Annotated in this window: 29 protein-coding genes; 23 read left to right on the top strand and 6 right to left on the bottom strand. The window is 65.8% G+C overall.

Annotation, left to right across the window (positions count from 1 at the left end; genetic code table 11):
* Nucleotide 1: 1 nt before the first annotated feature.
* The gene (locus ACZ5BT_RS01155; protein WP_464884809.1) at nt 2-796 is read right to left on the bottom strand and encodes a shikimate dehydrogenase; all 795 of its coding nucleotides are present in this window, start codon (nt 794-796) and stop codon (nt 2-4) included.
* A gap of 38 nt (nt 797-834) precedes the next feature.
* Between ACZ5BT_RS01155 and ACZ5BT_RS01160 the strand changes: the two genes are divergently transcribed.
* From ACZ5BT_RS01160 to cdd, 8 genes are read left to right on the top strand one after another with little or no spacing between them, the layout of a single operon-like run.
* Nucleotides 835-2,109 carry an NfeD family protein gene (locus tag ACZ5BT_RS01160; protein WP_464884810.1) on the top strand — a complete coding sequence of 425 codons (1,275 nt, stop codon included), beginning with the start codon at nt 835-837 and terminating at the stop codon, nt 2,107-2,109.
* Between the two features lie 9 nt (nt 2,110-2,118).
* The gene (gene floA, locus ACZ5BT_RS01165; RefSeq protein ID WP_464885736.1) at nt 2,119-3,090 is read left to right on the top strand and encodes a flotillin-like protein FloA; all 972 of its coding nucleotides are present in this window, start codon (nt 2,119-2,121) and stop codon (nt 3,088-3,090) included.
* The gene (locus tag ACZ5BT_RS01170) at nt 3,087-3,530 is read left to right on the top strand and encodes a hypothetical protein (RefSeq protein WP_464884811.1); all 444 of its coding nucleotides are present in this window, start codon (nt 3,087-3,089) and stop codon (nt 3,528-3,530) included. Before floA ends, ACZ5BT_RS01170 begins: the two co-directional genes overlap by 4 nt.
* On the top strand, nt 3,473-4,468 hold the full coding sequence (locus tag ACZ5BT_RS01175; protein ID WP_464884812.1) for a PhoH family protein: 996 nt from the start codon (nt 3,473-3,475) through the stop codon (nt 4,466-4,468). The genes ACZ5BT_RS01170 and ACZ5BT_RS01175 overlap by 58 nt, the downstream gene beginning before the upstream one ends.
* Complete coding sequence (ybeY, locus tag ACZ5BT_RS01180; RefSeq protein ID WP_464885737.1) at nt 4,461-4,880, top strand: rRNA maturation RNase YbeY; 420 nt, start codon at nt 4,461-4,463, stop codon at nt 4,878-4,880. Before ACZ5BT_RS01175 ends, ybeY begins: the two co-directional genes overlap by 8 nt.
* Nucleotides 4,835-5,236, top strand: a complete 402-nt coding sequence (locus ACZ5BT_RS01185; RefSeq protein WP_464884813.1) for a diacylglycerol kinase — start codon at nt 4,835-4,837, stop codon at nt 5,234-5,236. The genes ybeY and ACZ5BT_RS01185 overlap by 46 nt, the downstream gene beginning before the upstream one ends.
* A complete protein-coding gene (locus ACZ5BT_RS01190) occupies nt 5,233-6,609 on the top strand; it encodes a hemolysin family protein (RefSeq protein WP_464884814.1) in 1,377 nt (458 codons plus the stop codon). The genes ACZ5BT_RS01185 and ACZ5BT_RS01190 overlap by 4 nt, the downstream gene beginning before the upstream one ends.
* Complete coding sequence (gene cdd / locus ACZ5BT_RS01195; protein WP_464884815.1) at nt 6,606-6,989, top strand: cytidine deaminase; 384 nt, start codon at nt 6,606-6,608, stop codon at nt 6,987-6,989. The genes ACZ5BT_RS01190 and cdd overlap by 4 nt, the downstream gene beginning before the upstream one ends.
* Here the strand turns inward: cdd and ACZ5BT_RS01200 are convergent.
* The 3 genes from ACZ5BT_RS01200 to ACZ5BT_RS01210 are packed head-to-tail and all read right to left on the bottom strand — an operon-like array spanning nt 6,949 to nt 10,298.
* Nucleotides 6,949-7,545, bottom strand: a complete 597-nt coding sequence (locus tag ACZ5BT_RS01200; RefSeq protein ID WP_464884816.1) for a class I SAM-dependent methyltransferase — start codon at nt 7,543-7,545, stop codon at nt 6,949-6,951. The genes cdd and ACZ5BT_RS01200 overlap by 41 nt on opposite strands.
* Before the next feature lie 12 nt (nt 7,546-7,557).
* Entirely contained in the window at nt 7,558-8,418 is an 861-nt protein-coding gene (locus ACZ5BT_RS01205; RefSeq protein WP_464884817.1) for a dihydrodipicolinate synthase family protein, read from the bottom strand.
* On the bottom strand, nt 8,415-10,298 hold the full coding sequence (locus ACZ5BT_RS01210) for a hypothetical protein (protein ID WP_464884818.1): 1,884 nt from the start codon (nt 10,296-10,298) through the stop codon (nt 8,415-8,417). Before ACZ5BT_RS01210 ends, ACZ5BT_RS01205 begins: the two co-directional genes overlap by 4 nt.
* A gap of 51 nt (nt 10,299-10,349) precedes the next feature.
* On the opposite strand from ACZ5BT_RS01210, the gene sdaAB reads away from it, so the two are divergent.
* The 11 genes from sdaAB to ACZ5BT_RS01265 all read left to right on the top strand — a co-directional run bounded on the left by sdaAB (nt 10,350) and on the right by ACZ5BT_RS01265 (nt 20,268).
* Complete coding sequence (gene sdaAB / locus ACZ5BT_RS01215; RefSeq protein WP_464884819.1) at nt 10,350-11,006, top strand: L-serine ammonia-lyase, iron-sulfur-dependent subunit beta; 657 nt, start codon at nt 10,350-10,352, stop codon at nt 11,004-11,006.
* Between the two features lie 56 nt (nt 11,007-11,062).
* Entirely contained in the window at nt 11,063-11,521 is a 459-nt protein-coding gene (locus ACZ5BT_RS01220) for a GbsR/MarR family transcriptional regulator (protein ID WP_464884820.1), read from the top strand.
* Complete coding sequence (locus ACZ5BT_RS01225) at nt 11,503-12,726, top strand: ABC transporter permease (protein WP_464884821.1); 1,224 nt, start codon at nt 11,503-11,505, stop codon at nt 12,724-12,726. Before ACZ5BT_RS01220 ends, ACZ5BT_RS01225 begins: the two co-directional genes overlap by 19 nt.
* A 4-nt stretch (nt 12,727-12,730) precedes the next feature.
* A complete protein-coding gene (locus tag ACZ5BT_RS01230; RefSeq protein WP_464884822.1) occupies nt 12,731-13,459 on the top strand; it encodes an outer membrane lipoprotein-sorting protein in 729 nt (242 codons plus the stop codon).
* Entirely contained in the window at nt 13,459-14,685 is a 1,227-nt protein-coding gene (locus tag ACZ5BT_RS01235; protein WP_464884823.1) for an ABC transporter permease, read from the top strand. Before ACZ5BT_RS01230 ends, ACZ5BT_RS01235 begins: the two co-directional genes overlap by 1 nt.
* An 11-nt stretch (nt 14,686-14,696) precedes the next feature.
* Nucleotides 14,697-15,380 carry an ABC transporter ATP-binding protein gene (locus ACZ5BT_RS01240; RefSeq protein ID WP_464884824.1) on the top strand — a complete coding sequence of 228 codons (684 nt, stop codon included), beginning with the start codon at nt 14,697-14,699 and terminating at the stop codon, nt 15,378-15,380.
* Nucleotides 15,377-16,249 (top strand): hypothetical protein, encoded by an 873-nt coding sequence (locus ACZ5BT_RS01245; RefSeq protein WP_464884825.1) that lies wholly within the window; start codon nt 15,377-15,379, stop codon nt 16,247-16,249. The genes ACZ5BT_RS01240 and ACZ5BT_RS01245 overlap by 4 nt, the downstream gene beginning before the upstream one ends.
* Before the next feature lie 10 nt (nt 16,250-16,259).
* Nucleotides 16,260-17,771 (top strand): hypothetical protein, encoded by a 1,512-nt coding sequence (locus tag ACZ5BT_RS01250; protein ID WP_464884826.1) that lies wholly within the window; start codon nt 16,260-16,262, stop codon nt 17,769-17,771.
* The gene (locus ACZ5BT_RS01255) at nt 17,753-18,313 is read left to right on the top strand and encodes a CPBP family intramembrane glutamic endopeptidase (protein ID WP_464884827.1); all 561 of its coding nucleotides are present in this window, start codon (nt 17,753-17,755) and stop codon (nt 18,311-18,313) included. The genes ACZ5BT_RS01250 and ACZ5BT_RS01255 overlap by 19 nt, the downstream gene beginning before the upstream one ends.
* Before the next feature lie 43 nt (nt 18,314-18,356).
* Nucleotides 18,357-19,637: an NADP-dependent isocitrate dehydrogenase gene (icd, locus tag ACZ5BT_RS01260; protein WP_464884828.1), complete on the top strand. Its 1,281-nt coding sequence runs from the start codon at nt 18,357-18,359 to the stop codon at nt 19,635-19,637.
* Nucleotides 19,638-19,719: 82 nt separating this feature from the next.
* On the top strand, nt 19,720-20,268 hold the full coding sequence (locus ACZ5BT_RS01265) for an NUDIX domain-containing protein (RefSeq protein ID WP_464884829.1): 549 nt from the start codon (nt 19,720-19,722) through the stop codon (nt 20,266-20,268).
* Nucleotides 20,269-20,410: 142 nt separating this feature from the next.
* Here the strand turns inward: ACZ5BT_RS01265 and ACZ5BT_RS01270 are convergent, their stop codons facing one another.
* Together ACZ5BT_RS01270 and ACZ5BT_RS01275 are read right to left on the bottom strand one after the other, a co-directional pair.
* Nucleotides 20,411-21,274: a 2-oxoacid:ferredoxin oxidoreductase subunit beta gene (locus ACZ5BT_RS01270; protein ID WP_464884830.1), complete on the bottom strand. Its 864-nt coding sequence runs from the start codon at nt 21,272-21,274 to the stop codon at nt 20,411-20,413.
* A gap of 2 nt (nt 21,275-21,276) precedes the next feature.
* Nucleotides 21,277-23,043, bottom strand: coding sequence for a 2-oxoacid:acceptor oxidoreductase subunit alpha (locus ACZ5BT_RS01275; protein WP_464884831.1), 1,767 nt, complete (start codon nt 23,041-23,043; stop codon nt 21,277-21,279).
* A 117-nt stretch (nt 23,044-23,160) separates the two neighbouring features.
* On the opposite strand from ACZ5BT_RS01275, the gene ACZ5BT_RS01280 reads away from it, so the two are divergent.
* The 4 genes from ACZ5BT_RS01280 to ACZ5BT_RS01295 are packed head-to-tail and all read left to right on the top strand — an operon-like array spanning nt 23,161 to nt 26,674.
* Nucleotides 23,161-23,925 (top strand): TatD family hydrolase, encoded by a 765-nt coding sequence (locus tag ACZ5BT_RS01280; protein ID WP_464884832.1) that lies wholly within the window; start codon nt 23,161-23,163, stop codon nt 23,923-23,925.
* The gene (gene thiI / locus ACZ5BT_RS01285; protein ID WP_464884833.1) at nt 23,922-25,127 is read left to right on the top strand and encodes a tRNA uracil 4-sulfurtransferase ThiI; all 1,206 of its coding nucleotides are present in this window, start codon (nt 23,922-23,924) and stop codon (nt 25,125-25,127) included. Before ACZ5BT_RS01280 ends, thiI begins: the two co-directional genes overlap by 4 nt.
* 3 nt (nt 25,128-25,130) lie before the next feature.
* Nucleotides 25,131-26,387 (top strand): phospholipase D-like domain-containing protein, encoded by a 1,257-nt coding sequence (locus ACZ5BT_RS01290; protein WP_464884834.1) that lies wholly within the window; start codon nt 25,131-25,133, stop codon nt 26,385-26,387.
* Nucleotides 26,384-26,674: a hypothetical protein gene (locus ACZ5BT_RS01295; protein ID WP_464884835.1), complete on the top strand. Its 291-nt coding sequence runs from the start codon at nt 26,384-26,386 to the stop codon at nt 26,672-26,674. The genes ACZ5BT_RS01290 and ACZ5BT_RS01295 overlap by 4 nt, the downstream gene beginning before the upstream one ends.
* Nucleotides 26,675-26,718: the final 44 nt, after the last annotated feature.

Consider the following 26,718-nt stretch of genomic DNA (forward strand, 5'->3'; position numbering starts at 1 on the left):
CCTACCCCCGAGGCACCGCCTCGTGCAAAGCCCGGCGCACGGCTTCAACCGGCGCCTGGCGACCGGTCCAAAGCTCAAAGGCCAACAACCCCTGCCACAGCAACATGCCGAGCCCGTCGAACGCCTTGAGGCCCCTCGCCTCCGCCGCCCGCAGCAACCGGGTTTTGCGCGCGCCGTAGACGATGTCCACCACCGCGCCCTTGAGCGGCAAATAGCTCGGGTCAATTGGCGAGGCATCGGGGTCGTGGAGGCCCACGCTGGTGGCGTTGACCACCAGATCCGCTTCCCGCGCCCGAGCCACGTCCACCACCCTGAGGCCAAAGGCCTCGGCGAGTGCCAGCGCCCGGGCCCGGGTTCGGTTGTGAATCCAGACCTCCCAGCCGGCCTCCTTCAGCGCAAAAGCGATGGCCCGCGCCGCGCCGCCCGCCCCCAAGAGGAGGGCGACCTCGCCCCGAACCCCGGCCTCGGCCAGGGCCCGAAGGAAGCCGGGGGCGTCGGTGTTGTGGCCCACGAGGCGGCCGCCGTCATTGACCACGGTATTCACCGCCCCGATCGCCGCCGCCCCGGGGTCGAGCTCGTCGAGCCAGGGCAGGATGGCCTCTTTATGGGGCACGGTCACGTTCACCCCGCGGTAGTGCGTACGGACCTCCTCCACCCGCGCCGCGAGCTGCTCAGGAGGGGTGTCGAGGCGTCGGTAATCGCCCTCAAGACCCAGCGCCCGAAGCGCCGCGCGGTGCATGACCGGTGAGAGCGAGTGACCGAGGGGGTGGCCGAGTAGGCCGAGCAGGTACCGCATCACCCATGAGCATACGACTTTTGGTATGCTAAACCCTGGTGAAACACGCTCTCACAGGGTTTTTTGCGCTCCTTTTTGGCCTCGCGTTCTCGGTGAGCTACGTCATCCCCATCGAGGGCGAGATCGACCCGGCGCTGGCCACGTTCGTTCAAAATGCGCTTTTAAAAGCGGAAAAGGAAGGTGCGAGTGGCGTCGTGCTCTACGTCGACACCCCCGGTGGGCGGGTGGACGCCGCGATCAAGATCTCCGACGCCATCCTGGGAAGCACCCTGCCCACGCTGGCGGTGGTCAAAAACGCCTTCTCCGCCGGCGCGCTGATCTCGCTCAGCGCCGAGCAGATCGCCATGCTTCCGGGGAGCGAGATCGGCGCCGCGCTCCCGGTGAACTACATCCCGGGCGTGCAGTACAGCGCCGCCGATCGCAAGGTCATCAGCGCCCTCAGGGGGAAATTCCGGGCCGTGGCCGAAGCCAGGAACCGGCCGACCAAGATCGCTGAGGCCATGGTCGATCCCGAGATCGAAATCCCCGGCCTCAAGGCCAAGGGGGAACCGCTCACCCTCTCTGCCGCCAAAGCGGTCGAGCTTGGCGTCGCCGACTTCGAAGTGGGCACGCTGGCCGCGGCGCTGCAAAAAGCCGGCTTTGACGCCAAGACCGAACGCATCAATCCGGGCACGCGCGTCGTGGCGGCCCGATTTCTGACCTCGAGCACCGTGGCCGCAATCTTGCTGGCGGTGGGGGTCCTCGGGCTCATCATCGAGGCCATCACCCCGGGCTTTGGCATCCCGGGTCTGGTGGGGGTGCTGGCGCTCGCCGCCTACTTCCTCGGGGGCTATTTGGCGGGGATGAGCGGCGCGCTCGAAATCCTGCTCTTTTTCGGGGGCGTGCTTCTGCTCCTGGCCGAGATCTTCATCCTCCCTGGCTTCGGGGTCGCCGGCATCGGGGGGACGGTCGCGATCTTCGCCTCGATCTACTTCACCTTCGGCGACCAGTCGCTCTATGTCGGTGCCCTGGCGGTGCTCATCGTGGGCGCGGGGCTGGTCCTGGCCTTCCGCTACCTGCCCCGGACCCGCGCCGGCAGGGTGTTGGTGCTGGATTCGACCATCGCCTCCAAGGCCCAACCAACGAATCAGCTCAAAAGCCTCGAGGGCGCGATCGGAAAAGCCCTCACCCCCCTTCGTCCCGCGGGGACGGCCATGTTTGGAGAACGAAAAATTGACGTGGTCACCGAGGGGGATTACGTTGAGAAGGGAAGCACGATACGAATTGTGCGCGTCGAAGGCGGGCGCGTCGTCGTTCGGAAGGAGGAGGTTTAGGTGAACTACATGGTCCTCATCACAGCTGGAGCAATTCTCATCTTGCTCTTCATTTTCTTTACCCTGGTGCCGGTCGGACTCTGGGTCTCGGCCTGGGCCGCGGGGGTCCGGGTGCCGCTCATCACCCTGATCGCCATGCGCCTGCGGCGGGTAACCCCCTCGCGCATCATCTTTCCCCTGATTAAAGCCACCAAGGCCGGAATCGACATCCCCCTGGAAAAGCTCGAGGCCCACTACCTGGCCGGCGGCAACGTCGACCGGGTGGTCGACGCCCTGATCGCAGCCCAGAAAGCTGGAATCGAGCTCACCTTTGACCGTGCGGCGGCCATCGACCTCGCGGGGCGGCACGTGTTGGAGGCGGTCCAGGTCTCGGTGAACCCCAAGGTCATCGAAACCCCGCGCATCGCCGCCGTGGCCAAAGACGGCATCCAGCTCATCGCCATGGCGCGCATCACCGTCCGGGCCAACATCGACCGCCTGGTCGGCGGCGCCGGCGAGGAGACGATTATCGCTCGTGTGGGCGAGGGCATCGTCACCACCATCGGTTCCGCCAAATCCCACAAGGAAGTGTTGGAGAACCCAGACATGATCAGTAAAACAGTCCTGTCCAAGGGGCTCGACGCCGGCACCGCCTTTGAAATCCTCTCCGTCGACATCGCCGACGTGGACGTGGGCAAGAACATCGGGGCCCAGCTCCAGATCGACCAGGCCGAGGCCGACAAGAAGATCGCCCAGGCCCAGGCGGAAAAGCGGCGCGCGATGGCGGTGGCCGCCGAGCAGGAGATGCGGGCCAAGGTCGAGGAGATGCGGGCCAAGCTGGTCGAAGCCCAGGCCGAAATCCCGCACGCCATGGCCCAGGCGCTCAAAGAAGGCCGCATGGGCGTGATGGACTACTACCAGATGAAGAACATCGAGGCCGACACCGAGATGCGGGATTCGATCAGCCGGGCGGCGAAAGATGAGGAGGCGGGCGACTCGTGAGCCTTGATGACCTCCTCGGGTTGATCTTCTTGCTGATCTTCGTGGTCGCGCCGATCGTCCGGGGCCTCATCAAACCCCAACAGCCCGAGGTTGTCCTGACAGAAGTCAAGCCTCCGCCAAAACGCCAGGCCAAGCCGCCTTCCCGCCCCACACCCCTCCAGCCGGAAAGCAAGGGGCAGCGGCCCGCTCCCCGAACCAAAATGGTGCCCCCGACGGCCACGGAAAGCAACCGGCAGCGCGCCGCCCCCGAGACCAAGCTCGCGGCCCCGATGGCGACCATGACCCACAAAGTCGAGCTCGAAGCCCCGCCCCAGGTGAGCGCGCGCAAAAAGCGCGGCCTCCGCATCAGGGTTGATCACGGTGGTATCCTTGAGGGGATTTTATGGCACGAAATTCTCTCACCACCGAGGGCGCTCCGTCCGTGGAAACCGAAGCGGTAGTCAAACTCCAAGGCCCCGAGGAGGCCCTCAGCCTCCTCGGCCGCGCCGATCGCTGGCTCAAAGTGCTTCGGAAGCAGCTCGGGGCCAGGATCATCGCCCGGGGGACCACGATCAAAATCCAGGGCGATCTGGCTTCGGTGACCGCCGCCGAGCGCGCGATCCACGATCTGTTGGTCCTGGTGCGGCAGGGAGCAACGCTGGATGAGGCCACCGTGGACCAGGCGGTGCGGTTGGCGCTTGAAGGGAAGAGCCTGATCGTCGAGACCGAACCGCGCCCCAGGGCCTTCGACCTGCCGAAGCGCCTGCGCCCCAAGACCCCCGGCCAACGGCGCTACGTCGAAACCATCGCCGAAAACGACATTACCTTCGGCATCGGTCCGGCCGGCACCGGCAAGACCTACCTCGGGGTCGCCATGGCGGTGGCCGCGCTCAAAGCCAAGCGCGTGAAGCGCATCATCCTTACCCGGCCAGCGGTCGAGGCCGGCGAACGCCTCGGTTTTCTCCCCGGTGACATCCAGGCCAAGGTCGACCCCTACCTCCGCCCCCTCTACGACGCGCTCTTCGACATGATCGACCCCGAGCGTTTCGAGCAGTACCTGGCTTCGGGTATCATTGAAGTTGCACCTCTGGCCTTCATGCGGGGTCGAACGCTCAACGACGCTTTTATCATCCTGGACGAGGCACAAAACACCACCCCGGAGCAGATGAAGATGTTCCTGACCCGCATGGGCTTCAACTCGAAGGTGGTGATCACCGGCGACGTCACCCAGATCGACCTTCCCAAAGCGGCCCGAAGTGGCCTGGTCGAGGCCGAGCGTATCCTCAAGGGAATCGATGGCATCGGCTTCGTCTACTTCACCGAGGCTGACGTGGTCCGGCATCCGCTGGTGGCGCGCATCATCCGGGCGTATGAAAAGGGGGAAACGCGCGGTGGTTGACGTCGTCACCGAGGTCGCGGTGGACGATGCCCTAGTCCCAACCCTGGCGGAAAAACTGCAGCGCCTCATGGACCGGCTCGGGGTGGGTGAACGCGCGGTTACGGTTATCCTCACCGACGACGCCCGTATTCAGGCGCTCAAACGCAAGCACTGGGGCGAGGACGCCCCCACCGACGTGCTCTCCTTCCCCACCTTCGAGCCTGGCGACCCCTTCATGCCCATACACCTGGGCGACATCGTCATCAGCCTCGACACCGCCGCCAGTCAGGCCGAGGGGGCGGGACACTCGCTCACCACCGAGGTGCTCATCCTGGCAGCGCACTCGCTTTGGCACCTGCTCGGTCACGACCACACCACGGAGGAAGAATGGCAAGGCTTCCGTCGGGCGCAGGAAACAATCGTCGCCCTTTGAACTTCAGGCGCTTCCTGGCGTCATTCGCCTTCGCTTTCGAAGGCCTCCGCTATGCCTGGCACGCCCAGCCCAACTTCCGCATCGAGGCCGTGCTCGGGGTGGTGGCGGTTGGGCTCGCCCTGTGGCTCGACGTCCCCATCCTTTCGGTTTTGATTTTGGCCATGGTCGTACTCACGCTCGAACTCGTCAACACCGCCCTCGAGGCCACGATCGATCTCATCCAACCCCAGCCGCACCGGCTGGCGAAAGTGGCCAAGGACGTTGCGGCGGCGGCCGTCCTCGTCGCCTCAGCTTTCGCGCTGGTGATCGGTGTATGGCTCTTCGCCCCGCCGCTGTGGAGGTTGATCACAAGGTGAAAGTGGAGCAGGACCACCCTCCAAGTCGTCGCTTGATCCCGGTTATCCTCGCCTTTTTCCCGAGCATCGCCCTGGCCAGTTCCCACCCGTCGTTTTCGGTAGCCCCCTCCGAGATCCTGATCCTGGCCGTACTCTTCCTCCTCTCGGCCTTCTTCTCGGCTTCCGAGACAGCCATCACCACGCTCTGGCCCTGGAAGATCCGGGAACTGGCGCAAAAGGAAGGGCCGGGGAGTCCCTACGCCCTCCTCGAGCGCGACATCACCCGCTTTCTCACCACCATCCTGGTGGGCAACAACCTGGTCAACATCGCGGCCACCGCCCTGGTCACCGAAATCAGCACCAAAGCTTTCGGCTCCGCCGGGGTGGGCATCGCCACCGGGGTCATGACCTTTTTGGTGCTGTTCTTCGGCGAAATCACCCCCAAATCGCTGGCGGTGCACAACGCCGGCTGGCTCGCTCGCTGGATCGTGCGCCCCGTGTACTGGCTCTCGATTCCCCTCTACCCGGTGGGGCGGTTCTTTACCTGGGCCAGCAGCGCCATTCTCCGCCTCCTCCACCTCGAGACCCGCAACGAACCGCTGGTCACGGAAGAGGAGCTCAAGCTCATCCTGGCTGGTGCCGAGAAGTCGGGGGCCATCGAGCAGGCCGAGGAAGACATGATCCAGGGCGTGCTCGACCTGGCCGAGACCCAGGTCAAGGAGATCATGGTCCCCCGGGTCGACATCGTCGCGGTGAACAGCGACGCCCCGCTGCGGGCCTTCCTCGAACTGGTCCGCGAGCACCGCTTCAGCCGTTACCCGGTCTACAAGAGCAACATCGACGACGTGGTCGGGGTGGCCATCGTCAAAGACCTCTTGGACTACGTCGACGACGGGCGGCTGGAATCGGTCCGGGTGGAGAGCATCGCCCACGACCCCTACTTCGTCCCGGAAAGCATGACCGTGTGGAACCTTCTCCTGGAGATGCGCCGGCGCAAGACCCACATGGCGATCGTGGTCGATGAGTTCGGGGGGACGGCGGGCCTTGTGACCCTCGAGGACATCATCGAGGAGATCGTCGGCGAGATCTACGACGAGACCGACGAGGCCGAAGAGCAGATCCGGCCCCTGGCCGACGGGAGCTTCGTGATCGACGCCCAGATCGCCCTCGACGACCTGGGTGAAGTGCTCAACATCAAGTTTCCCGACGGCGAATACGAAACCCTCTCCGGCTTCCTCTACGAACAGTTCGGCTACATCCCCAAGGTCGGCGAGGCGCTCGCCTTTGACGGGTGGCGTTTTTGGATCGACGAGGCCGACGAGCGTAAGGTCAACCTGGTGCGCGCCGAGCCGCTCACAGCCGACGACGAACCCCAACCAGAGGAGGATACATGAGCCTGAGCGAGCTAAAAATCCTCGCGCAAAAAGCGAACGCCCACGCCTACGCCCCCTACTCCAAGTTCCCGGTGGGCGCGGCGATCGAGACCGAAAGCGGCAAAACCTTCGTTGGCGCAAACGTGGAAAATGCCGCCTACCCCTTATCCCGCTGCGCGGAACAGATCGCCGTGGGCGCCATGGTGACCGCAGGCGAACGCAAAATCAAAACGATCGTCGTCCACTCCCTGGCCTCCCCGCCCGCAACCCCCTGCGGCGCCTGCCGGCAAATCCTGGCCGAGTTCGGCGACGCCGACACCCGGGTCATCTGCACCAACGAACGTGGCGAGACGCTGAGCTTTAGCCTCGAGGAACTCTTACCTCACGCCTTTCGCCTCTGAAAACGTAGCGGCAGCCCTCCTCCAGGACGTCGCCCACGATGCTCCGTTCACCAAGGCGCTGCACGAGCCGGTCGGGCTCGAAAAAATGGCCGGGTTCCCCGAGCAAACGCTCGAAAAAGCGAAGCAGTCGGCCGCAGAACACCGTGGGGTCGAACTCGTAGATCCAAAGCCACCCCCCGACCCGCAACACCCGCATCACCTCATCCAAAGCCCGATCCACGTCGCGGAAATGGTGGAGCGCCTCGCCAATCATCACCGCGTCGAAGGAAGCTGGCTCGAAGGGCAGGTTCTCCGCCTGGGCCTGTCGCTTCCCGGCGAAATCGGGGACGTAGCGAAGCATGCCGGCAGCGGGGTCGACGACGGTGTAGGCGAGGTCGGGGCGGGCTTCGTGGGCAAAGCGCGTGAGCACCCCGGTGCCGCCGCCGAGATCGAGCACGCTGGCCCCCGGAGGCAGCAGGGTCACCATCCCCCTCAGGCTGACCACGGCCCAGTCGGGATAGGCCCGGGGTGAATAGCGGTGGAAGAACCAGCCCAGCCGGTGGAACGGCAAACCCATAGCCATCCCTCCTTAGGAGACGGTCCAGCCCGCCTCGGCCAGCGCCGCGAGCAGCGGCTCGAAACGATCCCAAAGCGGGCTCTCCGCGGCGTACGGCGGCCGCGGGTAGCCGGCCGGCAGGCCGAGGTGTCGCATCGCCTGCTTCAGCAACACCGGCCCGCCCTGCCCGAGCAGCCGGGCCAGCGCGTCCAAACGGTTTTGCAACGCCTGAGCCCGGGCCAAATCGCCCTCTCGGAAGGCCTCGAGCAATGCCCGCGCGAGACGGGGCACGATGTTGGCCACCGCCAAAATGCCCCCCTCGACACCGTGGACCAGCCCAGCCAGGAAAACGGTCGCGTTCCCCGAATACACCCGAAGGGGAAGGCGCCGGGCCTGGTAGTAGGCGAAGCGGGAGACCTCGCCGCTTGAGTCCTTGATCCCCTCGATGCCCGGAATTTGCGAGAGCCGGGCCACGGCGGGAAGCGGTAGGTCAACCTTGGTCAGCTGGGGCACGTGGTAGAGCCAAACGGGAAGCCCCGCCTCAGCCAGCCCCTGGTAGTAACGCACGAGGGCCTCGAGGTCCAAAAGCCCGGCGAAAAAGCGCGGCGGGAACGCCAGCGCGGCCAAGGCCCCGGCCTCTTTGGCAGCCAGAAGGTGGGCGCGGGCCTGGGGAAGGCTTTCGTCACCGACTCCGACCAGGAACGGTTTTGGCGGCTTGAGCTCGCCGAGCCCCCTTCGCCGCTCCTCGGGGAAGAGGAGCGGGGCCTCACCGTTCGAGCCGAAGATCAAAAAGCCATCCACAAAGGGGGAAAGGCGTTCGAGCAGCGCCTGCAAGGCTGCCCAGTCGGGCCGGCCCTGCCGGTCGAAGGGGGTGGGTACGGGAGGGATGATCATGAACGCCCCCCTCGCCAAGCCAGTAACCACCAGAGCCAGTGCACGAGGTAGACCACCCCCAAACCGGCCAGGCCGTAGGGCCAGCCCCCCAGCATCGCCACGAGCAGGGCGAAGGCGGCACCGAAGAGGAGCCATCCAACCCCGTAGTCAAAGGCATGCGCGCCGGGGACCAGCGCCTCGACCAGGCGCACGAGGGCACCCTTTTTGCGCGCGCCTGGCGGCCGTGGCAGCACCAGGCCGATGGCGTGATAGAGGGCGAGGAGCCCCAGGACGAACATCACCACGTAGGCCAGCCAGGCGTTTTGGAACAGACCCAGCTCGCGCCAGGCCGAAAGCGGCCGCTGCCAAAAGCGCGCGAACTCGACCCGGTAGAGCAGCTGGGTCAGGGTCTTGGCGTTCGGCGGGAAGCCGCGGTCAACGCCTTCCCGGGCGAACACGCTGCTCCAGGGGTCGCCCCCGAGCCCCAGCGCCTCGAGCGCCGGTGCATAGGACGGATCCAGACGCAAAGCCCGGGCCAGATCGCCGGAAAGCGCCGTGGCGAAGGCCACCCCCACCGGGGCGCCTTCACTTTGCTGATCCCGGGCGTAGGCGAGCAGCGCCGTCCGTTCGGGGCCCACCGGGAGAGCCTCGAGGAAGCGCTCAGCGGCGTAGGTGTGCAGGCTCGCCCGCCCCAAAGGCCCGTCAAAAGCCGAGGCCACCCGGTGCCCAATCCCCAAAAACACCAGCGAAGCCGCGAAACCGACCAGAAACACGAGCGCCAGGACGCGTTCGATCAGGTTCAGATTGGCGACCGGCCAGCGCGAGCGGCGTTCACCGCTCCCCCTTTGCGCGTAATAGGCAAGGCTTTTCAGGAACAAAGCGAGGTAGGCGAGCGCGAAAAAGATCGCCAGTAAGCGACCGGTCGCAGGGGTAAAGACCACCGGCCGGTACCGCTCGATCCAGGGCAGACCGGCCATGATCCGGTGCGCGAGCCGGGTTTGCCCCTGGGCCGCGAGCCACCGCGCCTGGTCGGTGAAGAAGGCGGTTGATCCGGGAAAGAGGGGTGCGTAATCGAAGAGAAAGCGGGTCAGGGCCACGCTGGCCTCTAACCCCGCCTGCCGCTGATCGACGGCCTGCTGGGCCAGACGTGCCCAAGGCGAGTCTGCGCTCCAGGGGAGTTCGGGCCGGTGGCCGCGTCGCAAAAGGTCCCGTCCGATCGCCTCGAGGCGCTCGGCGGAAAATCCACCCTCGGCCAGGAGGCTCCAGTAGGGCCGGGGGCCGGAATAGGGACCGAGCAGCGCCTCCAGTCGCGCCAGGCCTTCAAGCTCGCTCCAAGATCCTTCGTAGGGCAGGCTTTCCAGCGCTTTGAGGCCAACCCGGCGGCCGTCCTTCAAAACCAGGACCGGCCCGGCATCGAGGCGGACCACCCGGTTTGGCGGATAGTGGCGGGCGAGCACCCGGCCCGACTTCAAATCGACCTCCAAAACCAGCAGGTCCTTGGCGACGTAAACGCGGTCGCCCTCGACCACCGGTCCGAGCCAGGTCGAAGCCTGGGGCAAGGGCAGCACCGACGCCCCCATCACCAAGCCGGTGTCGCTGAGGGCGGGCGGCGGGTAGACCGCCTGAAACGCCGCGGAGAGCGGCGGGGTAAACCCGTAGAGCATCACGCGGTACTCGCCCGCGGCCGGAAGGGAAACCTCGAGCTGGAAGCGGCCGCTGCTGGCGTCCACGGTGTAGGTTCGCACCCCATCCGGCCCTTCGACGTCAAGGGCGTACACCCCGGGGGGCAGATTCTGACCGGTGACGATCGCCTGCTGTCCCACCGGGACCCTCGAGGGCACCTCCAGGGTCTGGGCCCAGGCGAGTCCCAGCAGGAAAAGGCCGATGACGATACTTCGCATAGGCCTATTCTTACACCTCTCCCGGGTGAAGCTGCGTGGCATCATGGAGATATGGGTCTTCTCGACATGATTGGCCCGGTCATGATCGGGCCCTCCTCAAGCCATACCGCGGGTGCGGCCCGGCTGGCGTGGTTAACCAGGAAGCTCCTCAAAAAACCGCCGACCAGGGTTGAGTTCGGCCTCTTCGGGTCGTTCGCCAAAACCGGAAAGGGCCACGGAACCCACCTCGCGCTGCTCGGGGGGGCGCTGGGCCTTAAACCCGACGATCCCCGGATCAAGGAATCCGAACGCCTGGCCAAAGCCGAGGGCCTGGCCTACACCTTCAAGGAAGTCGAGCTCGGCGACGTCCACCCCAACACCGTCCGCATGATCTACGAGAACGACGACGAACGCGTCACCACCGTGGGCTCAAGCCTGGGGGGCGGGCTGGTGAAGATCTGGAAGCTCGATGCCTTCGAAGTCCGCATCACCGGGGCCGCACCCACGCTGCTGGTCAAACACGTCGACACCCCGGGGGTAATCGCCCGGGTGGCGCGGGTCATCGCCGACGACGAGGTCAACATCGCCTACCTCACCTCGAGCCGCGAGCGGCGGGGCGGCGAGGCCATGATGTCGATCGAGATCGACCGCGAGCTCTCGCAACCCGCGCTCGCCTACCTCAACCACCTCTCGTACATCCTGTGGGCAAAGCAGATTCCCAAACTCTGAGCACACGCACTACGTTTAGTTCTTCTTAAACATCCAAAACATGGTAAATTGAAGGCGTGTCGGGGCTCAGCGAAAGCGAACGTCGCTTCGTCCTCAGGATGGGCCAGCTCTTTGAATCCGCGGGGCTCGCCCCGAGCGTGGGTCAGGTCTTTGGCTACCTCTTAATCGCGGAGCCCGAAACCCAAAGCCTGGAAGCGATCGCCGAGGCCCTCGGGCTTTCCAAGGCCTCGGTGAGCAACGCCACCCGCCTTTTGGCCCACTACGGCGTGCTCGAGCGGGAAAGCCGGCCCGGCGAACGCCGGGTGTACTGTCGCGTTGCCGACGACCCCTGGGAGCAGTCGGCCCAGCGTGACCTGGCCTTTTTCCAAGGCGCCCTGGCGCTGGCCGAAGCGGGGATGGCCGACCTCGCCACCACCCCCAGCCGCAAAGCACGCCTTGCCAGCATGGTCCGCGCCTACCGCTTCTTCGCCAGGGAGATCGAAGCCATGATCGAGAAATGGAGGCGAGAACGGTGACCCTTTTGCGCCTCGCGTACCGGAACGTTTTCCGTCACCGGCTGCGAACCTTCCTCATCGCATTGGTCGTCGCCTACGTGGCCGTGGCCACCATCTTCTACGGAGCGCTCATGGACGGCTATCAAGAGAGCGTCCTCTACGCCCACGCCCGCTACGTCATGGCCCCGGTGACGGTGGCCCGCACCGCGTGGTTCGACGACCCCCAGCCAGAAAACGGGCTTGGCGACCTCGCCCTGGCCGAGAACATCTCCAAAACCCTGGGCACCGCGGTCGCCCCGCGGCTTGAGTTTTCCGCCCTGATCGAATCCCCCTATAAAAGCGAGGGCGCGGAACTGACCGGGGTCGATCCGGAGGCGGAAACGAAGATCAGCAAAGTTCCGGAGAAGGTCGAGGCCGGCCGCTGGCTCAAGGCCCCCGGCGAGGTGGTCGTGGGCTACAAGGTGGCCGAGCGGCTCGGCCTCCGCCTGGGCGAGCGGCTGGTCATCAGCGCCGCCCACATCGCCGGTCCAAAGGCGTTGGGCTTTCGGGTGGTCGGCATCGTCAACGCCGGGGTCTCCAGCGTCGACGCCTACGGCGTCTACATCCACATCGACGACGCCCGCGAGCTCACGGGGCTGCCCACCGCCACCCACCTGGCGGTCGACGCGCCCTTTGGCCGTGAGGCCATGCGGGCGCGCGAGATCCGGCCCCTCCTCCCCGCCGGCCTGGAGGCCAAAGACGCCTGGTCGATCATCGGGCCCATCAAGACCGACGTCGAGGCGGGAAAGGCCAGCGGCGCGATCCTCAACTGGCTCCTCGCCGCCCTCAGCGCCATCGCGGTGACGAGCACCATCTACGTGAGCGTGCTCGAGCGCACCCGTGAGTTCGGGGTCACCGTCGCCATGGGCTTTACTCCACCCCGGCTCGCGGCCCTGGTGACCCTCGAGGCCGCCATGGCCACGACAGTGGGGTGGGCCCTCGGGGTGGCCCTCGGCTACGCGCTGCTCTATTACACCCATACCAACAACGTCCTCGGGCCCCTGATGGCCCTTTCCGGCGAGGTATTCCCCGAAGCCGGGCTGACCCGGGAACTCTACACCCCGATCCGGGCGAGCTACGCCCTGAGCGCCCTCTCGACCGTCGCCACCGCGGCCTTCTTTGCCCTCCTCTTCCCCGCCCGCCGGGCGCTCAAGCTCGATCTCGCCAAGGCTTTGCGATGGGAGTGAGACCATGTTCGGAAAACTGCCTGCCATCGTCCTGACCCTGGGCCTCGCCCTGGCTCAGCCCGATCCTTTGGCCCTGCTCAAGGCCTCGATCGACAGCCTGCGCGGACCGGCGATGTCGGCCACGTTCGAGATCACCATCGACCGGCCGGGGCGTACCCGCCGCTACGTCTTGCAAACGCTCGGCGACGGCGGCGACCGGTCGCTCCTGCGGGTGCTCGAACCGGCCCGGTACCGGGGCCAGGCCTTCTTGGTCAGGGGCGATCAGATCTGGATTTACGACCCCCGATTTCGCCGGACCCTGAGCCTCCCACCCTCGGGCAAGAGCGGAGCCTTCCTCGGCTCCGACCTCAGCTACCAGGACTTCGCCGGGCGGGATTTCGAACGTGACTACGAGGTCAGCATCGATTCAAAAACCCCCAAAACCATCACCCTGCGCCTGGTCCCGAAACCGAGGGCACCGGTCCCCTACGGCTTCCTCCTGCTCTCGATCGACGCCTCGACCAACGTCCCGAAGGTGCTGACCTACTACGATCAGCGCAATAAGGCCATCAAGCAGATCCTCTTTCTCCAGGCCGATCCCATCGGGAACGGGCGCTTTCTCGTCACCCAAGGGGAAGTGAAGGATCTGCTCAAACCCGAACGCCGCACCCAGTTCCGGGTTTTGGAATACCAGATCGGCCCGGTCCCCGACCGCTGCTTCACGCTGAATGCCCTCGAGGAGGGCTGTCCCTGATGTTGGCCCTGGCCTGGCGGAACATCTGGCGCGCCCGGGCCCGAAGCGCCTTCACCGCGGGCGCCATCGCCCTGGCGACCTTTCTGAGCCTGATGATCTACGCCTTCGCCGGGGCTGCGATCAACGGCTTTTTCTCGTCGCTGACCGCCAAAACCGGCCACCTGGTGGTGCGGGTCGCGGGCTACGAGACACGGCAATCGCCGGAGGACCGCCTGATCTGGGATGGCGAGTCGCTGGTCAAAAAGGTTCGGGCGCTCCTCCCGCAGGCCGAGGTTGACCCGGTGCTCGAATTTCCAGCGCTCATCGCCGGCGAAAAGCGCTCGCTGGGCGGGTTCGTCCTGGGCCTTGAAAAGGGCGGACGGGCCTATCGGGAGCAGATCGAGAAGTACCTGGCCAAAGGCCGGGGCTTCTCCGCCCTCGATGAGGCCGTGGCCGGGGCAGCCCTGGCCCGGCGCCTCGCCGTCGGCACCGGCCAGACCCTCTACATCTACAGCCCCTCCGGCGAGGGGATGGGCAGCGGGGTCTTCCGGGTGAGCGGTCTGGTGAGCCTTCCCGAAACCCGCTACGAACGGGCCTTCGTGGCCATGCCGCTTTTGGCCCTGCAAGAGCTCGTCGCCCCCGGGGGCATCAGCCGGATCGAAGTCTCGCTTCCCGAGATCCGCCGACTGAGCGATCAGGCGGCGATCGAACGAGCCAAAGAAATCCTCCAGCAAGGGCTCGGCGCCGCCTACGAGGTACGCACCTGGAAGGAGCTCTATCCGGCCCTGGCGACGATGATCGAACTTTCGAAGCGGTTCCTCAACCTCTACGTCGCCATCTTCTTCGGGCTCTCCGGGCTCATGCTCCTCAACACCATCTACCTGTCGCTCGTCGAACGCATTCGCGAGTTCGGGTTGATGATCGCCCTCGGGGTCGATCGCTACCGGACGATGCGCCTGGTGCTCACCGAGAGCTTCCTCCTCGCCGCCGTGGGCACCGGCGCCGGTTTGGTTCTGGGGCTGCTCGCGACCTGGTGGCTCTCGGGCGGCTTTTCGCTTCCCGGCCGGCTCGCGGCCGACTACGCCCAGTTCGGGCTGCCCACCGTCCTCTACGCCGAGCTCCACGCCAGCGAGGTGTTCACCACCGTCGTCTTCGCGCTGGTGAGCTCGATCCTGGCCGCGCTCTGGCCGGCGTGGCTGGCCGCCAAACTCGAGCCGGCCGAGGCCATGCGTTACACCGCCACCTAAGGAGGGGAAACGTGGCGCTCATCGAAACCAAAGGACTCGTCAAGATCTACCGGGGCAACGGGGTCGAAACCAAAGCCCTCCGCGGCGTCGGCCTCGAAATCGAAAAAGGAGAATTTACCGCGATCGCCGGGCCGTCGGGCTCAGGGAAAACCACGCTCCTCCACCTCCTGGGGGGCCTCGACCTCCCCACCCAGGGCGAGGTGTGGCTCGAGGGCCAGCGAGTGGACCGCTTAAGCCCGGTGCAAAGGGCACGGATGCGTCTGGCCAAGGTCGGGTTCGTCTTCCAGTCTTACAACCTGATTCCGGTGCTCACGGCCCTGGAGAACGCCGCCTTCGTCCTCGAGCTGCGCGGGGTGCCCAAGGCCGAGCGCGAGCGGCGGGCCAGGGAGGCCCTGAACACGCTGGGCCTTGCGGGGCTCGAATCCAAACGCCCAAACCAGCTCTCCGGTGGTCAGCAACAACGGGTGGCCGTGGCCCGGGCGCTGGCGGCGAAACCGGCCATCGTCCTGGCCGACGAACCGACCGCCAACCTCGATACCGAGTCTGGCCTGGCCCTGATCGAACTCATGAAGCGGCTGAACGAGCACGAGGGGATGACCTTCGTTTTCTCGACCCACGACCCCCGCCTTTTGGAGCACGTCCGGAGAATCGTCCACCTCGAGGACGGACGGATCGCCGGAGAGGAGCGACGGTGAGGCGCTGGGTTCTCGTCCTCTTCCTCGTGAGCGGCGCCTACGCCCAGGCCTCGCTCAAGGTCTTCTTCCAAAGCGGTCTCGAAGCGGGCCTCGCTCTCCAGGGGCAGGCCGCGGTCGGTGCCGAATACCTCGACCAGCGCGTGGCGGGACCGTGGAACTTCTCCGCCGACCTCAGCGCGAGCCGGGACCTCACCCAGGGCGGGTTCACCTACACCATCACCACCCTGACCCTCGGTTATCGCGGCCAAGGCTGGCGTGCGGACCTGGGGTGGTCGCCGCGTCCGCTGAGCATCGGCCGGCTGATCACCCCCTATGCCCTCAAGCAAAGCCCCGACCCCGAGCAACCGGCGGGGGTGGCCGGTCTTGGCGTGCGCTTCCCGATCGGCGACGCCGGCACCCTGGACGCGAGCGCCCTTTGGACCGGGACCGGGCCAGCGCTGCTCATCACGACCCGCTACCAGGCCAAGGCGACCTGGTGGGGCTCGCTGGTGCTGGGAGCGCGCCCGCTGCTGAGGCTTGCTTCCTCGGCGACCCTGGGCGAAAACGTCGTCTACGGCGAAGCGTTTCTCTTGGCAAACCCGACCGAGGCCAGAGGCCTGGTGGGCCTCAGCCGCTACCTGGGGGAAGCGCTTTTGACCCTCGAGGCCGCCTATACCGGCAGGCCCCTCCTGGCGCTGGCCCTCGAGGAGAACCGGGGCGGGGTGAGCCTGGTATACACCCCCGGCGCCCTCTCCACCGGCCTGCGCATGAACCTCGAGGACGGGGGCGGAACCGCGAGCGTGAACCTCTTCGCCAAAATCCTGCCCGGCCCGTTGAGCAGCCTGGGGCTCGCCCTCCGCCTGGAAGAGTTCTTTGACCTGCCGTGGTAGCCTTGTGCCGATGCCCGCGTACGCCTTCGTCTTCTCCCCCGCTCCCTGGGAAGCCGCGGCGACCTTAACCCGGGTATCGGCCCTTTTCGACCATCTGGAGGCCAGGGGCGGCTTTGGCCTGGCCTACTTCAACGGTTTCCTGCTCGACCACATGAGCGAGGATGCCCGCCTGCTCGAAGCCGGGGCCAATCTCGTCGCCAGCGGCCGACTCGAGCTCCTGGGCGGCGGCCTCTACAGCCCCTATTTACCCCTCCTGCCCGAGCGCGACGCCGCCTGGCAGCTCTCCGACATGGCCGAGCGGCTGGAAGACCTCTTCGGCGCCGAAGTACGGGGGGCCTACCTCGACGACGGCGCCTGGAAGCGCGAGCTCTCTCAGGTCCTCGCCGCCGAGGGCTACCGCTTCGCCCTCCTGCCCAAAGCGGCGTTCGCCCGCCCGGAGCCGGTCTTCTCCGGGGTCTTGCTGGTGCCTTGGGCGCCTTTGGGCCAGGCCGCTCCGGTGGTCTGCATCCCCGGGCACGAGAAGTCAGCCGAGTTTTTCAAGGCCTTGGGCCAGGCCAAGGCCGGCCCCTTCGAGCTGCCCGGGCCGCAGACGGTTCCCATCCCGCCCGTCTACCTCGAGGCCAGCCCCGAACCCTGCCCCGACCCCCGCAACCTGCCCCGCCACGACCCCGCCGCGGCCGACCTTTTCGCCAAGATGCTCTGGGTTTCGGAAAAGCTCGACGAAGCCAAACGCCCTCCGGAAAGCGCCTACCGCCACCTTTACCGGGGGCAGTGGGGCCCGGCCTATCGCGAAGGGGCGGCGCGGGGCCAGCGCTGGGCCTGGAAAGAGCTCCTCAAAGCCGAAAACCTCTGCGATCCGAGAAAATACGCCTGGCTCGAAATCCACCTTGAAGACGCGGATGAAGACGGACTGAGCGAGGTTATGATCGAAAGTCATACCTTAAACGTCTATCTGCGTCCGGCGACGGGCGGGATCCTCTTCGCGCTCGACGTCCGAGCGCTCGACCTCCCGCTTCTCAAAGGGCGATCGCTCCACACGCGCTTTACCCGGGACCCCGAGCGGATCGGCGAGGCCGAACGGGCATTGCTCGACGACCTCCCCTTCGAGGCCAGCAAATACCGCGACCGGGTTCACCTGAGCGCCGCCGGGGTGCTCGGGGGCGTTCGCGTCGAGCTCAAAAAAACGCTGAGAATCCACCCCAAGGAAGAAGCCCTGGCCATCGAGTGGCGCGTCACCAACCTCGATCAAAAACCCCTCGAGGGCCTGCTGGTCAGCGACCTGGCGGTGGCGTCGGACGCCCTTCCCCTGACCCGCACCCAGGGCACCGCCCTCCCGGTTCAACCAGGCCTCGGTCTGCGTCTGGAATCCAACCGCGATTTCTACCTCTGGTCGGGGGCGGACGAGATCCGCTTCGGTTTTGAGCTCGCGCTGCCGCCGGGCAAGAGCCGGCGGGTGCAGCTTTTGGTTCAGGTCGAGCGGGCACAAGACGCGGGAGAACCGGTTTGTCCTTCGGCATCCTGAACTTCCTGCTTCTCATCGAGGCCGTGCTCCTGGCCAGCGGCCTTCTCGGCATGCGGGCAGCAGGCGCCGCTTTCATCGACCGGCCCGACGCCCTGCGCGACGCCCTCGCCATGGCCCTGACCTACCTGGCGCTGGAGGGCACGGAAGAACTCCTGAAGCGCCTGTTCCGAGAATCCTTCGCCGCCGCCGAAACCCTCATGCACGAACTCGGCCAAACTCTCCGCAACGCCGGTTATGGCCCCTGGACCGGCCTGCTCCTGGCCGCGGCCAGCGCGCTGGGGGAAGAGGTCTTTTTCCGGGGGTTCCTCCAAAGCCTGTTGCTCCTGTGGCTGCCCGCACTGGCGGCGGTTCCGATCGTGGCCCTCGTCTTCGCCCTCTTCCACCCCACCCCGAACCGCAAAGCCTGGGCCTACCCCCTCTTCGTCGGCTTCGCGGGGCTCATCTTCGGGGCCAGCTACCTGCTCACGGGATCGCTGGTTCCGGGCATCCTGGCGCACTTCGTTTACAACGCCAAGGGGTTTGAGGAAGTGCTCCAGGGCTAACGCCCTCATGCCCCCAGGGGTATCCTTAAATACGGAGGTGTCCATGGCGTTGAAGAACATTCTAGTGCCCGACTGGGGAGAGAAGATCCGCATCGAAAACGGTCACCTGGTGGTTCCCGACCACCCGATCATCGCCTTCATCGAAGGCGACGGAACCGGCCCCGACATCTGGCGCGCGGCCCAACCGGTCTTCGACGCGGCGGTGGAAAAGGCCTACGGCGGAGCCCGGAAAATCGCATGGATGGAGGTCTACGCCGGGGAAAAGGCCAACCGCGTCTACGGCGAAGCGGTCTGGCTCCCCGACGAGACCATCGAGGCCATTCGCGAATACCTGGTGGCGATCAAAGGCCCCCTCACCACCCCGATCGGTGGCGGCATCCGCTCGATCAACGTCGCCATCCGCCAGAAACTCGACCTCTACGCCTGCGTGCGGCCGGTTCGCTACTTCGATGGCGTCCCGAGCCCGGTGCGACGCCCGGAGCTCGTGGATATGGTCGTGTTCCGGGAAAACACCGAGGACATCTACGCCGGCATCGAGTGGCCGGCGGGCTCGGAAGAAGTGAAGACGCTCCTGCCCTTCCTCGAGGCCAACATGCCCGAGGCATACCGCAAGATTCGCTTCCCGAACACCAGCGGCATCGGTCTCAAACCGGTGAGCGAGGAAGGCACCAAACGCCTGGTGGAGGCAGCGATCCGCTTTGCCATCCAAAACCGCCGCAAGAGCGTCACCCTGGTGCACAAAGGCAACATCATGAAGTACACCGAGGGCGCTTTCCGCAACTGGGGCTACGAGGTGGCCAAGGAGAAGTTCGGCGCCGAGCCCCTTGATGGTGGCCCCTGGCAGGTGCTCAAAAACCCAGAGACCGGCGAAGAGATCATTGTTAAGGACGTCATCGCCGACAACTTCCTGCAGCAAATCCTCACCCGTCCGGCGGAATACGACGTCATCGCCACCCTCAACCTGAACGGCGACTACATCAGCGATGCGCTGGCGGCCCAGGTGGGCGGGATCGGCATCGCCCCCGGGGCCAACATCAACTACACCACCGGCCACGCGGTCTTCGAGGCCACCCACGGCACCGCGCCCAAGTACGCCGGCCAGGATAAGGTCAACCCCAGCTCGGTCATCCTCTCGGGTGAGATGATGCTCCGGTACATGGGATGGAACGAAGCGGCGGACCTGATCATCCAGGCCATGGAACGGACCATCAAGGCCGGTCTGGTCACCTACGACTTCCACCGCCTGATGGTGGCCGAGGGGAAACCAGCCCAACTCCTCAAGACCAGCGAATTCGGCCAGGCCCTGATCGAGCACATGGGCTGAGGCGCTGCCCTTTGCCCCCGGCCCCGGCCCGGCGCCGGGGCCTTTTCGCGTTCGCGGGGTTTTGTCTTTATGCTAGAGGCGGATGAAGCCCTGGAAGCGTCTTTCCATCGAAGACCTGGTCAAAAGCCCGGTCCATATCGTCCGGGAGAGACTCCTCACCCACGGCGGGGCCGAGATCACCTACATCTACCGGCCGGGGCCGGTCGAAGCCGTCTTCGTCCTCCCCGTCACCGAACGCAAAACCGCCTTCTTCGTCCACCAGTACCGCCACCCGACCGGCAAGTTCCTGCTCGAGGTCCCGGCGGGCAAGGTCGACGACGGCGAAGCGCCGGAAGAAGCGGCCCGGCGCGAGCTGCGCGAAGAAGTCGGCGCCGAAGTGGGCCGTCTCATCGCCCTGCCCCCCTTTCACCCCCAGCCGAGTTTTAACGCCGTGGTCTTCCGGCCGTTTCTGGCCCTCGAGGCCGTCCAGGTCGACGAGCCCCGCCTCGAGGCGGCCGAACTTTTAAAACCCGTTGAGCTGTCGCTGGCCGAAGCCTACAAAAAGCTCGAGACTGGGCAAATCGAGGACGCAGCGACCGCACTCACCCTCTTTTACGCCCGCCCGGTCTTAGAGTCGCTCCATCTCCTCTGAGTCCCCCGCCGCGGCAAAAACGAAAAAACGACCATCGTCATGCGAAAAAGCGCGTGGTCACCCGCTTAAAGCCGCCGGCCGGGAAGTGGGTTTTTAAAGCGGGGGCCCTTTGGGCCCCCGCTCCGCCAAAAAGCCCGATACCTTAGCGGAAGTTTTCGATGAGATCCTTGGGGCTTTCGTAGACCTTGACCGCCCGCGCCCGGGCCGTGATCTCTGCGACCTCGTCGTCCAACGTCTGGCGCCCCTCAACCTGGTAAATCACCCCGAGGGGCACCTTCTCCGACCACTGGGTCACGGCGTGCGCCTGATTCCAGTCGGTCACGTCGTGCTCGAGGGTTTCGAGGTACACGCCGTGCTGGCGCACGAAATCGAACTCCTGGCGGCCGCGGAAGGTCACGCAAGGGCTGAGGACGTTGATGAGAGCGAAGCCCTTGTGCTGGATGCCCTTTTTGATGAGTTCCTTGAGGTGCTTGACGTTCCCCGAAAAGCCCTGGGCGACGAAGGTGGCCCCGAGCTCCAGGGCCAGGGCCAAGGGGTTGAGCGGCCGCTCGGGGTTACCGCCGGGCGTGGTCTTGGTGACGTCTCCCTGAGGGGTCGTTGGCGAGACCTGGCCCTTGGTCAACCCGTAGATGCGGTTATCCATCACGATGTAGGTGAGGTCGGGATTGCGCCGGATGGCGTGGGCGAAGTGGGCCATGCCGATCGAGTACCCGTCGCCGTCGCCGCCGGTCGCGAGGACGGTGAGCTCGGGGTTTGCCAGCTTGGCCCCGGTGGCAATGGGCAAAACGCGCCCGTGAATGGCGTTAAAGCCGTAGGCGTTGATGTAACCCGAGATGCGGCTGGAACAGCCGATCCCGCTCACCACCGCCATCATGTGCGGGGGGATCTGCAAGTCGGCCACCGCCTGCTGGATCGCGGCCAGAACGCCAAAGTCCCCGCACCCCGGACACCACACGTTGGGGATCTGGGTCTTGTAGTCTTTCGCGGTGAGCTTGACCTTCTCCATGGTTAGGCCTCCACCTCCTGGCGGTAGTGCGCCTCGATCGCCTGTAAAACCTCGGCCACCTGGATGGGGTTGCCCCCGGCCCGGGCGACGGAGTAGGTCTCCTTGGGGAGCCCGTCGCAGAAGGCCCGGAGGTAACGGTAGAACTGGGCCCCGAAGGACAGCTCGACCACCACCGCCCGGCGGACGCCCTTCAACGCGGCATCCAGGGCCTTGGTCGGCAAGGGGTAGAGGAGCTGGGGCACGATGGCCTTAACCTTCATGCCCTTGGCGCGGGCCACCTCGAGAGCCTCGCGCACCGCCCCCTTGGTCGAACCCCAAGCGATGACGGCGAACTCGGCGTCCTCGTCGCCATAAACCCGGACAAAACCCGCCTCGTCGGCGATGCGCTCGAGCTTTTTGGCCCGCTTTTCGCTCATGACCTGGTGCATGGTCCCGGAAGAGCTGGGCCAGCCCTTTTCGGTGTGCTCAAGACCGGAGATGTAGTGCTGGCCGCCGGCCATCCCGGGCACGGCCATGGGGCTCACGCCGTCCTCGGTGAGCTTGTAGCGGGCGTACTTCTCGCCGAGCTCCGCCTCGCCGGGCAGCTTGCGCGCGATCTCGCGCTCGCGGGAGAACAACACCGAAGCCTCGACGGTCTCGCTGCGCTCGCCGAGGAACTGATCAGAAAGGACGATCACCGGAATCTGGTACTTCTCGGCCAGGTAGAAGGCCTCGACCGCCACCTGGAAGTGGTCCTCAACATCGGTGGGGGCGAGCACGACCCGCGGCGCATCGCCGTGGCTCCCGCCGATGGCCTGGAAAAGGTCAGCCTGCTCGGTCTTCGAGGGAATCCCGGTGGAAGGGCCGATGCGCTGGACGTTGACCACCACCAGGGGGATCTCGGCCATCGCCGCCAGGCCAATCGCCTCCTGCTTCAGGGAAATGCCGGGGCCTGAGGAAGCCGTGAGCGAGCGCGCACCCGCCCAGGACGCGCCGATGGCCATGGTCACCGCCGCCAGCTCGTCCTCGGTCTGGATGACCGCTCCGCCAAAGCGCGGCAGCTCGCGGGCCAAAAACTCCAGGATCGGGCTGGCCGGGGTAATCGGATAGCCAGCGTACACCCGGACACCTGCGTGGAGCGCGCCAAAGGCGAAGGCGTCGTTCCCGGTCATGACCAGCTTCGCCTCGCCCTCCTTCACGTCCAGGCGGAAGGGGATCCCATCGGGGAGGTTCTCCTCGACCCAGGCCGCGCCCAGGTCGATGGCGCGGATGTTGATCTCGGCGGCCTCGGGACGCTTCTTGCCGAACTTCTGCCGTACGGAATCCTTGAGCGCATCCAGCGGCAGGTTCAGCAACTGCCCCAAAACCCCGAGCAACACCATGTTCTTGGCCAACGGCACCTTGAGCTCTTCCTGCGCCAGGCGCTTGAAAGGCACGGCAATGAAGTTGGCCTTCTTCTCCGCGGGGATCGGGACCGCCTCGAGGGGCGTGGTGTCGGAATCGTCGTAGAGCACCACCGCGCCCTCGCGAACCTCGATCTCGTCCACGAAGCGCTTGAAATCTTTCCAGGAGAACACCGCCAGGACGTCGACGTAGTCCCCCTGGCTGTAGATCGGCCGAGAGGAGACCCGGATCCGCGCCGAAGATTCACCGCCCCGAATCTGAGGCCCGTAGGACTTGAGCATGAACGCGTTCAAGCCCTTGCGGGCCGCAGAACGGGTAATGAAATCCCCTGCTGTGATCACGCCGTCGCCGCCAGAACCGGCGATCGCCAAAACGACTTCCTGCATGCCCATCGCCTCCGATGCGTTGCCTTGCAAGAATCCCTTACAAGGCCAGGGGGTATTGTAGCACTCTTGGCGCCTTGAAAGTCCGGCAAGTTTCGCAATTCGTTAACATAGACCTGCATGACCGACACCCACACCCACCTCGACTTTATGAAATCCCCCGAGGCGGCCATCGCCCGCGCCGCCGACTTTCGCGCCATCCTCACCGTTGGCACCAACGTCGCCCGTTCCCAGCAGTCGCTGGACTTTGCCAGCGCGCACGCGCGCATCTTTGCCAGCGTCGGCCTCCACCCCACGGAAGCCGAAACCCTGAGCCCAGAGGTCGAAGCCGCGCTCACCGAGCTCGCCCGACACCCCAAGGTGCGGGCAATCGGCGAAACCGGCATCGACCTCTACTGGGAAAAGGCGAGCCTCAAGGCCCAAATGCGCTCGCTCGACTTCCAGTGGCAGCTGGCGCGAACGCTCGACCTGCCCCTCATCTTCCACGTTCGCAGCAAGGATGGCTCGGACGAGGCCGAACGCCTCCTATCCGACTGGCTCCGCTCGAACAGGCCCGCCCGCTTCGTGCTCCACGCCTTCGCAGGCCACGAAGGGCTTTTGCAAACCGCCCTCGAGCTCGGGGGCTACGTGAGCTTTGCCGGGAACCTGACCCACCGAAAGAAGAAAAGGCTCCGCGAACTCGCCGCCGAGCTCCCCCTCGAACGGCTGCTGGTCGAGACCGATGCCCCGTTCCTGACCCCGGAGCCCAAGCGCGGGCGCGATAACCAGCCCGCCTACACGGTGTACACGGTCGCCGAGCTGGCAGAGCAAAAGGGTCTCCCCTTCCACGAAATGGAAAGCATCCTCGACGAAAACGCGCAACGTCTCTTCCGGTGGAAAGCATGAGAGACTTGATCGCCATCGTCCACTACCACGAGATCGGCCTCAAAGGCCGAAACCGCGCCCATTTCGAACAGATCCTGACCTCCCGGATCCACGAGGCCCTGGCCGACCTTAAGGCCAAGGTCTCCCGGCGCCCCGGCCGGATCGTCGTCACCGGGCTTGCCTCGAGCGACCGGGACCGCGTTCGGGCGCGACTCCAAAAAGTGTTCGGCATCGCCTACATCGCCTTCGCCACGCTGGCTCCCATTGACTTTGACGCCATCGCCGAGCGGGCCCTCGAGCACCTCCCCCCTGGGGCCAAGACCTTCCGGGTCCGCGCCAAGCGCTCCGACAAGCGATTGCCCTTCACCTCGATCGAGGCCGAACGCGAAGTCGGGGCAAGGGTGAAACGCCTCACGGGCCTCGGGGTCGACCTCACCCAGCCCGACGTCACCGTGCACCTCGAGCTCACCCAGGACGACGCCTGGGTCTACACCAGCGCGACCCGCTTCCCCGGACCCGGCGGCCTCCCGGTGGGGGCGAGCGGCAAGGTGGTGGCCCTGATCTCTGGCGGGATCGACTCCCCGGTGGCGGCCTGGCGGGTGATGAAACGCGGCGCCAAGGCGATCTTCGTCCATTTTCACTCCCACCCCCACACCGATTTCGCCTCCGCCGTCAAGGCCAAACGGGAAGTGGAGGTCCTCGCCGCCTGGCAGGGGGGCGCGAAGCTCTATCTCGTTCCCCTGGCCCTGGTGCAAGCCGAAGTCTTCGCCAAGGCCCCGGAACGCTACCGTACCCTGCTCTACCGGCGATTCATGTACCGCATCGCCGAAGAAGTCGCCCGGCGCGAAGGGGCAGGGGCGCTGGTCAGCGGCGATGCCCTGGGGCAGGTGGCGAGTCAGACCCTGGAGAACATGCACGCGGTGAGCCAGGCGGTCTCGACGCTGGTTCTGAGACCGCTGGTGGGGCTGGATAAGGACGAGGTCATCGAGGAAGCGCGGCGTATCGGCACCTACGAGATCTCGATCCTACCCCAGCAGGACTGCTGTTCCTTCCTCGAGCCCCGACGCCCGGCCACCCGGGCCACGCCGGAGGCGCTCGCCCGAGCCGAGGCCGGCCTCGACATCCCGGCGCTGGTTGAGGATGCCCTCGAGCGGGCCCAGCTCATCCGAATTCCAAACCCCGTCCTCGGCCCCGCCGTTCCCGATCCAAAACCACCGGAGTGAGCCATGAGACGACTTTTCGCGCTCATCCTCCTTTGGGCCCTGGCGCTGGGGCAAAATCTCCTCTTCGTCGCCCCCGACGACGGGGTTGGCTACCTGAAAGACCTCTTTCGTAACGCCCAGACACGCATCGACATCGCGGTCTACCTCTGGACTCGAGGACGCATGGACCTCGTTCAACTCGCTGCAGACGCGCACCGGAAAGGCGTCCGCGTACGGGTCCTGCTCGACCCCTCGCCGGGCTGGCCGCCGGACGAAAAGGTCATCGATGCTCTCAAACGCGCCGGGATCGAGGTCCGCTTTGCCTCACCGCTCCGTTTCGTCAATTTCCACCAGAAGGCCATCATCATCGACGGGCAAAGGCTTTGGATCTCCACCGGCAACCTGGCCAGGTCCAGCTTTACGCAAAACCGGGAGTACAGTTTGCTCACTGACCGCAGCGACTGGGTCGAGGAGGCGGAACGGGTGTTCGAAGCCGACTGGCAAGGACGCCCGCTGGCGCTGGAAACGGCAGCTTTGGTCTGGAGCCCCGACCGGGTGCTCGGTATGGCCAACCCCATCCGCGAAGGCAACGCCTGGGAAAAGCTCAGCGCCCTGGTTCGCAGCGCCAAGAGCGAAATCTTCATCGAGCAAAACGGGTTCACCGATACCGATCTCTTTCATGAGCTGGTGGCCGCGCTCCGTAGAGGCGTGCGAGTGCGTTTGATCGGGAGCGGCCGGGACGATGCCTACTTCGGTCAGCTTGCGGAGCGGCTGAGGCAGGAAGGGGCCGAAGTCCGCTACCTCCAAGGCCTCAAGGTCCACGCCAAGGCCATGGTGATCGATCGCCGCACCGCCTTCGTGGGGTCGCAGAACTTCACCCCCTCGGGCCTGCGTGCGAACCGGGAACTGGGGGCGATCTTCGGACCAGGCCCCGCTTTGCAAAAACTCCTCGCCACCATGGAGTCCGACTGGGCCGCGGCAGCGCGCGAAGCCCCGGCCCCGACTGAAGCCATCCCCTGGTGGCAGGCGCGGCGCTACCTGGGTCAACTGGTCACCATCGAGGGAACGGTCCTGGACCTGGAGAGCACGCGAAGCGTCTACCGGCTTAAGTTCGACCGCCAGGGCAGTTTCGTGCTGGTGATCTTCAAAAGGGACGTCCCACCACTAAAGCCGGCGGCGTACACCGGCCAAACGGTCCGGGTCACGGGACGGGTCACCGAATACCGGGGTCGCCCCGAGATCATCGTTCGCAGCCCGGCCCAGATCGAGGTGATCCGGTGAACGAGCTTTACCGCCTGCTCCAGGCCCTGGGCTACGAAACCCGGTTCGAGGCGAACTGGGTGGTGGGCGAACGGCACGCCGGCGGGGTGAGCTACCGCGTCTTCCTGAACCAGGCCGGCGAAGCCCGTTTGGAAAAGCGACGCCTGGAGGCAGAAACCGTCGCCAGCGAGCGCCTGGCCGGGGTGAGCGGACAGCGCCTATGCCGGCGGGAAGTTGTAGAAATATTCATCGCCCGGGAGGTCCAGGACCCATCGGCCCTGATCGCCGCCTGGGAAAAGGACGGATGAAGCAAACTTCCCCCGCGATTTGCGCCAGCATCTTCCCCCAAAGC

It is taken from the genome of Vulcanithermus mediatlanticus (assembly GCF_055385885.1).